The organism is Peptostreptococcus sp., assembly GCF_977045075.1.
Genome location: NZ_CDRRTB010000070.1, coordinates 1 through 9,437, shown reverse-complemented (window position 1 = coordinate 9,437; position 9,437 = coordinate 1). Strand labels below are relative to the sequence as shown.

Sequence of the window (9,437 nt, the reverse complement as noted above, 5' to 3'; positions counted from 1 at the left end):
GTAGGAAGATTTTTTATGAGGGTTGGTATAATAAATGAGGAATGGACAAGGATTTCTGACAGGATGGCCTTTAAGTACGCCCTGCCAATCGTTCTCTTCCTCGATATAGCCAAGATGGATATACACAAGGATATGGATATGACCTTTATAATCTTCTGTATGGTATCCACAACGGTCATGTTCTTTTTTATTTATATACTTGCGAGGATTTTTCTTAGGGATAAGACTATGGTAGGCTCCTTTGCTCAGGGCGCTGCAAGGGGCAGTGCCGCCATCTTAGGTATCCCCTTCGTCACAAATATATATGGTGATGCAGGCATGATACCCCTTATGATACTCGCTGCTGTACCCCTTTTTAATGCATATTCGGTAATTATTCTTACCATATCATCTCGGAGGTTTTTAGCAGGCTCCAAGACTAGGATCCAGTACAAGGAAATAGTTAAGTCCATCTTTAAAAACCCACTTATTAGGGGTATCCTGATAGGCTTCCCTTTCTGTATCTTTGGAATAAGTATTCCGCCTATCTTGGACAAGAGCTTGACCTCAATAGGGTCTATGGCGGTTCCCCTTATGCTTATATCAATAGGGGCAGACTTTAAGATGAGCGACCTCACTGCCAAATTTAAGCCGTCTGCAGTGGCATCTAGTATCAAGCTAGTATTCCTACCCCTTGTAGTCCTTCCAATAGCCATCTATATGGGATTTAGAGAATCAGCCTTGATAGCAATACTCGTAATGCTGGGTGCGCCTTCAGCAGTATCTGGCTATATTATGTCTAAGGCTATGGACAATGACTATGTACTCATGTCTAATATAGTGGTCATGACCACCCTATTTTCGTCAGTTACCTTTACCTTCTGGATATTTATACTTAGATATATGGGCTTGGTATAATAGGTCTTCTGGTCATACAATAATTAGTCTATAAATATAGTAAGTAAGGGCCTTGCGTCAGCTAATAAGTATCTTTATATTTGGATATCTAGCTAGGACAAGGCCTTATAATATATAATAAACTTTTAAATTTTTTTAAATAAGTATAGGGGGAAATAACTTGTTAATTTTTGCAATTGAAATACTTGGAACTATAGCCTTTGCCGTATCAGGTTCGGCTCTGGCAATAAAAAAGCAAATGGACCTACTTGGGGTCATAGTATTAGGTCTAACTACCTCTATAGGTGGCGGTGTCATCAGGGACGTCATAATCGGTGCCATACCGCCCTCTAGTGTCCAGCATACCATCTACGCTAAGATTTCCATAGCGACATCGCTTTTGGTCTTCTTGATAGCCTATATATACCGTGATAGGCCTATTAAATATAGCTTCAAGCTAGTCTACAATAATCTTTTATTGGTATCAGACTCTATAGGCCTAGGACTTTTTACAGTCGTGGGTATAAATGCAGCCTACCATCGCTTGAATTCACCTGGTTTCTTCCTCTTAATATTGGTTGGGGTAGTAACAGGTGTAGGAGGCGGCCTAGTAAGAGATATTATGGCAGGTGACAAGCCCTATATCTTCGTCAAGCATATCTATGCCTCAGCTTCTATCCTAGGTGCCATAGTATGTATCTACCTTTGGGATATAAGCGGGGAAAGTATAGCCATGCTAGCAGGTACATCAGTCGTATTTCTTATAAGGTTTTTGGCCGCCCGCTTCAAGCTAGACCTGCCAATAATTAGGGGTAACAATTTTAAATAATAAGGAGAGTTTTTATGATAAATAGAAGTGACTATAACAGCCTGCCAGCCAAGGCTCGCTACAGCATGATAATAGGAAATTTGTTGGGACTCGCTATAGCTCTTGCCATCCTAATATCAGTTTGGAAGATCCTCAATATCTTCCCGATACCAAGACCGGTATTTTTCTGGTATAAGTGCATTGGAGGCCTGGTTATAGCCTATATAATCCTCCTCCTGGTCCTAGAACCAAGCCTTGGTTACAAGAGGCACCAGTATAGGATTAATGATGAGAGTATCGATATTATTAAGGGAATATTTTTTATAGAGCACACAGTAATACCTATACGCAGGATGCAGCAGGTAGATATCAGCATGGGACCTATTAACAAGTTCTTTAAGCTGGCCAATATCAGTATTACTACTGGGGGTGGTGTTGCAAGCATAGACTTCATTCCCCTAGACCAGGCAGAGCTGCTAGTAGATAACTTAAAGAATAAAATTAATGAAAGGGTGGTTTAGACATGAAATTTAGAAATCATCCCATAATGATAGCAAGGCCCTTCTTGGTCATTATCGCCTTTATAGCCTGGATTGTATTTTCAACATTAGAAAGGTTGGTTGAGGGAGACCTTAGACCCAAGGACCTTTGGACTGGTCTATCTGGTCATATTAAGGGAGATTTTTTGGCCTATATTTTTGACCAAAAGATACCCTCCCTAATATTTCTAGGCCTAGTAGTCATACTAGTAGCTTCACTGGTAAAGACCTTTTTTGAGTGGAAAAATTCCTATATCAACCTAGGTGATCATTCAATTTTTTATACTAGGCAGGGACTATTTAGCAAGGTCCACAAGGAGGTCAACTTTACCAATATAGCAAATGTAAACATCAGGACTGGGATTGTATATGGTGTATTAGGTCTTTGTGTTTTGACCATAGATATAAATTCTTCTGCCACAGCCAATGACTTGGACTACAAGATGTACCTGTCTAGGAAGAATGCTCAAATAATAAAAGACTGGGTCATGGCAAGTAAGACTGATAGAGGCGATATAGAGATTGACGATAAGGTTCATAGTCAAGATCTTTCTAGCTATAGGTTTAGGTCTAGTCAGGCAATAGGCCACTTTTTCATGGATATTAATCTATTCCATATTGTCCTATTTATAGGTGCTATAGTGGCCCTTATTAGCAAGGTCATTGCCATCTTCGCCCTAATTAATATAGGTATAATCAAGGGTTTCTTGAGCAAGATGGATGGACTTTATGACTTCACTGTTAAGAGGTACCCAGACCATATCCACATTAACTATGGCCTATTTAAGGCAAGGGACTTTACTATACCAATAGAAAATATAAGCTCTGTTGGTTACCAAAAGTCCTTTATCGGAAGTATTTTGGGTTATAGGTACCTAACACTTGATGCTATAGGCTATGGTAATGAAGAGAACGAGAGCAGGCTCCTTTCACTTTATATGAAGGACGAGTCCGTGGGAGATTTCATGGACAGGATTATACCAGAATTTAGCCTGGACCAGCTAGGAGGTGACTTTATAAGAAAGCCTACCTTCCTAATAAAGTACTATCTTCCTCTTTTTAGCCTTATTTTCGTTCTTGTAGCTGTCTTAGTTGGCCTACCCTTAGGAAAATATTGGACTGGCCTCCTAGGCCTGCCACTAGCCATACTTGCAAGCCTATATATGATATTCGGTGGAAGGATGTTACTGACAGAAACTGACCTGATTATAAAGAAGGGTATCTTATCGACAAAGACCATCCTTATACCTATCAGCCAAATAGAAATGATTAATATAGGTCAAAATCCAATCTACAAAAAATTAGGTGTCTACTCTCTTACTATCTATAAGAAGGACCCTCAGACCGGCAAAACTGTAGAGGAAACTGGTCCCTATCCTATAGGAATATTTGACAAGCTATTCGACTATTATATGAATGGTGAAATCAACTAGTAGCAAATAGAATGCAATCAGTTAGAAGTAAATAGAATGCAATCAGTTAGAAGTAAATAGAATGCAATCAGTTAGAAGTAAATAGAATGCAATCAGTTAGAAGTAAATAGAAATCGGTGCAAAAAATAGAAAAGATAGTGCTAGAGGATAACCCCTTGCACTATCTTTTCCGTTTTTATAAGTGGGTCCTAGACCCCTTATATTGACAATTTAGTTTTCCTTGTCCTTAGGACCACAAGAGCTACTACAGCAACCTCCACAGCCATCTTCATGACCACAGCCACAAGCTCCCTTCTTCCTCATTCTCTTGATAGCAAAACCAACTGCTACCGCTATTACTGCCAATACTATTAGTGTTGACACCATTGAAGTATTTCCCATGTCTACACTTCCTTTCAAAAAATACCTTGCTAGTTATTTTCTGGTACGGCTCTCTTAGCTTCAACCTTATCAAACTTAGGTTTTCTAAACATTGCATAGATCATAGCAACTAAAATCACTACTGCTACACCTGTCCATACTGTTGGAGCTGCACCCATTACTAGTACATTACCAAACTGATATACCATTAGGGCTATTGCATATGCAAAGCACAACTGGTAGGCTACAGCGAACCAAGTCCACTTAGCACTGTTCATTTCTTCCCTTAGAGCACCAACTGCTGCGAAACAAGGTATGCATAGCTGGTTGAATAGCATGAAGCTTAGGGCAGTTACACTTGTAAATAAAGTAGCTGCATAGTTTATTACTCCTGCATTATCAGCGCCAACTTCACCTACACCAGCGACAACACCCAATGTACCTACTACTACTTCCTTGGCTATTAGACCTGAAACTGTTGCAACTGTAGCTGCCCAGTTACCAAAGCCTAGAGGGCTAAAGACTGGTGCTAGAGTTTTACCTATAGCTTCAAGGAGTGAATGACTATTGTCAGAGAACTCAACAAATTCAAAGCTAGTAGATATATTCTTTAAGAACCAGATTACTACTGTTGCAACTAGGATTACAGTACCGGCCTTTACTATGAAGGCCTTAACCCTATCCCATACTGTTCTTAGAACATTTGAAGCAAGAGGCATATGGTATTCTGGTAGCTCCATTACGAATGGTGCTGGATCTCCTGCGAAGCGCTTAGTCTTCTTTAACATCAAGCCTGAGATTATTACAGCTAATATACCTGAGAAGTAGCAAACTGGGGCGAACCACCAGCCCTTGCTACCTGCAAATATTGAGGCTGCAAATAGGGCAATTATGTCTGTCTTAGCACCACATGGCATGAAAGCTGCAACCATTATAGTCATCCTTCTATCATTGTCATTTTCTATTGTTCTAGTAGCCATGATACCTGGTACTGAACAACCTGTACCTATAAGGATAGGTATGAAAGACTTACCAGATAGACCAAACTTACGGAAGATCCTATCAAGTATAAATGCTATTCTTGACATGTAGCCTATATCCTCTAGGATAGCCATAAATAGGTAAAGTGTTGTGATTATTGGCAAGAATCCAAGTACTCCACCAACACCGCCTATGATACCATCAACAACTAGGCTCTTTACCCAAGGTGCCACTCCTGCACTCTCTAGCATATTACCTACATTACCACCAATTATTTGACCGAAGAATACATCATTTACCCAGTCTGTAACTGGACCACCAACAACAGTTACTGCCACATAGTATATCAAGAACATCATGGCAGCAAAGATTGGTATAGCCAAAAGTCTGTTAGTAACATACTTGTCTATCTTATCACTTGTAGTAAGACCAGCTCTTCCCTTGCTTACTGTTCTTGCAACTACATCTGTTATATATGTATAACGTGCATCTGTTATGATACCTTCACCATCATCATCAAAGTCTTCCTCAGCCTTTGCTATAATTTCGTCGATATTATTTCTTTCAACAGAAGATAATTCCAATTTTTCTGTAGCTTTTGCATCCTTTTCAAATAGCTTAACAGCATACCATCTCTTGTATTCAGAATTTGCTAGACATCCTGCACTAGCCTCTATGTCTGATAGGATCTTTTCAAGCTTTTCATCATAGATATTAACTTCTTTGTGCTTTCTACCAGCAACCTGCTTAGCAGCCTCGACTACCTTGTCTATATTCTTACCTCTAAGGGCAGATATTTCAACAACAGGATAACCAAACTCTTGGCTTAGCTTGTCAGTGTCAATCTTGTCACCATTCTTTTCAACTACGTCCATCATGTTTAGGGCCAAGACCATTGGTATACCTAATTCTGATAGCTGAGTTGCCAAATAAAGATTTCTCTCTATATTAGATGCATCCATAACATCAACGATTACATCTGGCTTTTCATTAATTAAGTACTCTCTACTTACTACTTCCTCTAAAGTATATGGTGATAAAGAATAGATACCTGGCAAGTCAGTTATATTAACTTCCTTGTCCTTCTTATATACACCACTCTTTTTTTCAACCGTTACACCTGGCCAGTTACCAACATACTGATTAGATCCGGTCAAGGCATTGAATAAAGTTGATTTACCACAATTGGGATTTCCCGCTAAGGCAATTGTTATGCTCATTTCATTCCCCTTTCCATTCTTAAAATATTATTTTTCGATTTCTTCGACTTCGACACATTCTGCATCTTCTCTTCTTAATGATAGTTCATATCCTCTTACTCTGATCTGAACTGGATCTCCAAGTGGCGCTACCTTCCTAACATAAATTTCGGTATTTTTAGATAACCCCATATCCATAATCCTTCTCTTTAAAGGACCTGTGCCATGTATCTTCTTGATTACATAGCTACTACCTACTGTGGCTTCTCTTAGTGTTGTCATAATACTCCTCCTACCTTTATATTTTTTCATTGATATTGATAATATATATCGTCAATATAGCATAAAAATGAACCATACAGTCCTACCGTATCGCTCATTATGCTTTTAACTACATTTATACAGGACTTACCATTATCTTTTTAGCCAAATCTGGCCCAATTGCAACCCTACTATCCTTAATATTAATTATTAGGTTACCTGCATTTTCAGCTACAACAGTAACATTGGCATCGACAACAAACCCCATATTAGCTAATAGCTTTTTCTGGTCTCCTTCGATTTTAATTTTTAAAATTTTCAGTGCTACTCCCATTGGTGCTATGGATAAATTCATAGTAGTTCCTCCTCCCCAAACTGTAATTAAAAGCGTTGAATTGCTTATGAAAAAGACTTAAAACCTTTATTTCTAAATCCTAGTATAAAACATTCAGTAGTATATGTCAATAAGTTATGATAGTTTTTATCTCTTGAAGAAGTGAGTCATGCTAATACTTCAATCAATATCATTATCAAACTTTTCATCCTAGCACTATTTTTTACTTTTATTATCATTTATCGTATTGCAGTTTATTATATTGTTTAATAAGTCAATATATCATACATAATTAGTGGCTCTATGACTATATATGCCTTAAAAAAGAGACATCGGTTCTATTGAACCAGTGTCTCTATTATTTCTCTCTCTATATTTATTATTCCCTGGGCCTTAACCAGTACCTGTAGCTTCATCATGTCCTTGTCTATACTCGCCTTCCTTATGCTAATATTGGGCGCATTCACCTGGACATATATCCTATTGCCCTCTATTTTCATATTTCCATATCCAGTTTCCTTTAACCTATCTAGAACCTTATTTATCATATTCTTTGATAGGTTGATCTTGCCCAGCCTGGCTTCCTCTACTATAAAAACTAGCTCCTTACTTGTATTTGACAGGCTGGCCCCTATATCTACCTGAGTATTCCAAAGACCTAGCTTTAAAGGGTACTTTATCAGGATTTTCTTACCCTTTAGAGTGTAGCTGGCCTCCTGCATTTCTGCATTCCCATTGTGGGCCAAGGCATATTTAAGTAGCTTCTTGAAATTATAATCATCAATTTTTATTTCAGATACTAGCTTGCCCTTGTCCAGACTGATGTTACCCAAAACCTTTCTATTATATGAGTCTATATCAACATTGTCTGATACATTCCAAAGTCTATCATCATTTTTAAGTCTGTCACTAGGCTTTAAAAAATAGGTTACTGTCAGCATCAACAAGGCAAATAAGACTGTCAACCCTATCAATATCTTTATTATCTTCTTCATAGCTTCCCCTCCACAGTTTTATTATACCACACTACGATGATTATATCTTCCCGTATATAAAAAAAGAGTCACTAGTAAAACCAGTGACTCTTGATTATTCAGTTGTAATTCATATACTGTTTAACGACTATATCTTTAGCCCTTATATGTATTTAGAAATTTACAATATACTAAATATTATTTATATTTTAGTACCATCCTCTAAGCTTCATAGCAGTAGCAACTCTCTTTACAGAATGCATGTAAGCAGCTTCTCTCACAGTTACTCCGTATTCTTCCTTTATAGCCCATAGAGCTTCGAAAGCCTTAACCATAGCTTCGTCTTCCTTAGCTTCTACTTCAGCTTCTGACCAGTAGTATCCGTATAGGTTCTGTACCCATTCGAAGTAAGAAACTGTAACACCACCAGCATTAGTTAAGATGTCTGGAGTAAGTATGATACCCTTTCTGTTAAGAACTTCGTCACCTTCTGGAGTAGTAGGACCATTAGCAGCTTCACAAACAAGCTTAGCCTGGATCTTTTCAGCTACAGCAGCGTCTATAGAGTTTTCAAGAGCAGCTGGAACTAAAACGTCTACCTGTGCAGACCAGAATTCGTCCATAGATATCATCTTAGAACCTGGGAAGTCAACTAGGTTACCCTTTTCAGCTCTGTAATCCCACATAGCCTGGAAGTCTAGTCCATCTTCCTTGTATATAGCATATGGTCCAACTTCCTTAGCCCATTCAGCCACAGCAACAACTGTTCCGCCTAACTTCTGGATGTTCTTAACTGTGTAAGCACCAACGTTACCGAATCCCTGAACAGCTATCTTAGCATGAGTTATGTCCATACCCATCTTCTTAGCAGCTTCTCTTACTGTAACAGCAACACCGTATCCAGTAGCTTCGTTTCTACCAAGAGATCCACCGAATTCAACTGGCTTACCAGTTAATACACCGATAGAAGAAACACCAACTAGCTTGTTATATTCGTCAACCATCCAAGACATTATCTTACCGTTTGTATTTACGTCTGGAGCTGGAACGTCAACCTTTTCACCGATTAACTTATAGATACCATCGATGTATCCTCTAGATAATCTTTCTAATTCACCCTCAGATAGTTCAGATGGGTCAACTATGATACCACCCTTACCACCACCGTAAGGAATACCAGTTACTGAGCACTTGAATGTCATCCATATAGAAAGCGCCTTAACTTCTTCTAGAGATACGTTTGGATGGAATCTGATACCACCCTTAGTAGGTCCAACTGCATCACAGTGCTGAGATCTATATCCCTTGAACACCTTTATAGAACCGTCATCCATCTTAACTGGGATGTTAACTTCGATAACTCTTCTTGGTTCCTTTAATAGTTCATAAACCTGTGGTTCCATTCCTAACTTGTCACAAGCATTCTTAACCTGAGCCTGTGCCATTTCAAATACATTTGCCATTTGTAAGCCTCCTTAAATTTAAGATACTCTAAATTTTATTTATTCCAGAAAAACATATTTTAAGCACAAAAAGTGATTCGAAAATCCCTTTCCTCTGCTAAAGAAACATTTTCCTGCCCTAATAGAATTATAACACATGTAAGTTAAATAGTGTATAATAATTTATATTTTAACAATATTTTTTAATTCAGATAAATAAAGTTTCACTT

The 9,437-nt window shown here is 38.3% G+C and carries 10 protein-coding genes; 4 read left to right on the top strand and 6 right to left on the bottom strand.

All coding sequences use genetic code 11. The features are described 5' to 3' along the window. From ACW6OJ_RS06285 to ACW6OJ_RS06270, 4 genes are all read left to right on the top strand, one after another. Positions 1 to 897: AEC family transporter (locus tag ACW6OJ_RS06285; protein WP_456096054.1), on the top strand; the 897-nt coding region annotated here is incomplete at its 5' end. 160 nt (positions 898 to 1,057) lie between these two features. Beyond that, positions 1,058 to 1,705 carry a trimeric intracellular cation channel family protein gene (locus ACW6OJ_RS06280; RefSeq protein WP_314494712.1) on the top strand — a complete coding sequence of 216 codons (648 nt, stop codon included), beginning with the start codon at positions 1,058 to 1,060 and terminating at the stop codon, positions 1,703 to 1,705. A 14-nt stretch (positions 1,706 to 1,719) separates the two neighbouring features. Next, a complete protein-coding gene (locus ACW6OJ_RS06275) occupies positions 1,720 to 2,205 on the top strand; it encodes a PH domain-containing protein (RefSeq protein WP_456096053.1) in 486 nt (161 codons plus the stop codon). 2 nt (positions 2,206 to 2,207) lie between these two features. Then, complete coding sequence (locus tag ACW6OJ_RS06270; protein ID WP_456096052.1) at positions 2,208 to 3,656, top strand: PH domain-containing protein; 1,449 nt, start codon at positions 2,208 to 2,210, stop codon at positions 3,654 to 3,656. Between the two features lie 210 nt (positions 3,657 to 3,866). Here the strand turns inward: ACW6OJ_RS06270 and ACW6OJ_RS06265 are convergent, their stop codons facing one another. The 6 genes from ACW6OJ_RS06265 to gluD all read right to left on the bottom strand — a co-directional run bounded on the left by ACW6OJ_RS06265 (position 3,867) and on the right by gluD (position 9,228). Further along, positions 3,867 to 4,037, bottom strand: a complete 171-nt coding sequence (locus ACW6OJ_RS06265; RefSeq protein WP_293425978.1) for a FeoB-associated Cys-rich membrane protein — start codon at positions 4,035 to 4,037, stop codon at positions 3,867 to 3,869. A gap of 29 nt (positions 4,038 to 4,066) precedes the next feature. Further along, complete coding sequence (feoB, locus tag ACW6OJ_RS06260; protein WP_456096051.1) at positions 4,067 to 6,217, bottom strand: ferrous iron transport protein B; 2,151 nt, start codon at positions 6,215 to 6,217, stop codon at positions 4,067 to 4,069. Between the two features lie 27 nt (positions 6,218 to 6,244). Next, positions 6,245 to 6,478, bottom strand: coding sequence for a FeoA family protein (locus ACW6OJ_RS06255; RefSeq protein WP_293425974.1), 234 nt, complete (start codon positions 6,476 to 6,478; stop codon positions 6,245 to 6,247). A 115-nt stretch (positions 6,479 to 6,593) separates the two neighbouring features. Then, positions 6,594 to 6,812 (bottom strand): FeoA family protein, encoded by a 219-nt coding sequence (locus ACW6OJ_RS06250; RefSeq protein ID WP_007788817.1) that lies wholly within the window; start codon positions 6,810 to 6,812, stop codon positions 6,594 to 6,596. Between the two features lie 317 nt (positions 6,813 to 7,129). After that, positions 7,130 to 7,786: a hypothetical protein gene (locus ACW6OJ_RS06245; protein ID WP_456096050.1), complete on the bottom strand. Its 657-nt coding sequence runs from the start codon at positions 7,784 to 7,786 to the stop codon at positions 7,130 to 7,132. Between the two features lie 188 nt (positions 7,787 to 7,974). Then, on the bottom strand, positions 7,975 to 9,228 hold the full coding sequence (gene gluD / locus ACW6OJ_RS06240; RefSeq protein WP_456096049.1) for an NAD-specific glutamate dehydrogenase: 1,254 nt from the start codon (positions 9,226 to 9,228) through the stop codon (positions 7,975 to 7,977). Positions 9,229 to 9,437 lie beyond the last annotated feature (209 nt).

Bases quoted from the DNA above. Each gene is read 5' to 3' on its own strand.
- ACW6OJ_RS06275 (WP_456096053.1), top strand. From the start codon at position 1,720: ATGATAAATAGAAGTGACTATAACAGCCTGCCAGCCAAGGCTCGCTAC.
- ACW6OJ_RS06270 (WP_456096052.1), top strand. From the start codon at position 2,208: ATGAAATTTAGAAATCATCCCATAATGATAGCAAGGCCCTTCTTGGTC.
- ACW6OJ_RS06265 (WP_293425978.1), bottom strand. From the start codon at position 4,037: ATGGGAAATACTTCAATGGTGTCAACACTAATAGTATTGGCAGTAATA.
- feoB (WP_456096051.1), bottom strand. From the start codon at position 6,217: ATGAGCATAACAATTGCCTTAGCGGGAAATCCCAATTGTGGTAAATCA.
- ACW6OJ_RS06255 (WP_293425974.1), bottom strand. From the start codon at position 6,478: ATGACAACACTAAGAGAAGCCACAGTAGGTAGTAGCTATGTAATCAAG.
- ACW6OJ_RS06250 (WP_007788817.1), bottom strand. From the start codon at position 6,812: ATGAATTTATCCATAGCACCAATGGGAGTAGCACTGAAAATTTTAAAA.
- ACW6OJ_RS06245 (WP_456096050.1), bottom strand. From the start codon at position 7,786: ATGAAGAAGATAATAAAGATATTGATAGGGTTGACAGTCTTATTTGCC.
- gluD (WP_456096049.1), bottom strand. From the start codon at position 9,228: ATGGCAAATGTATTTGAAATGGCACAGGCTCAGGTTAAGAATGCTTGT.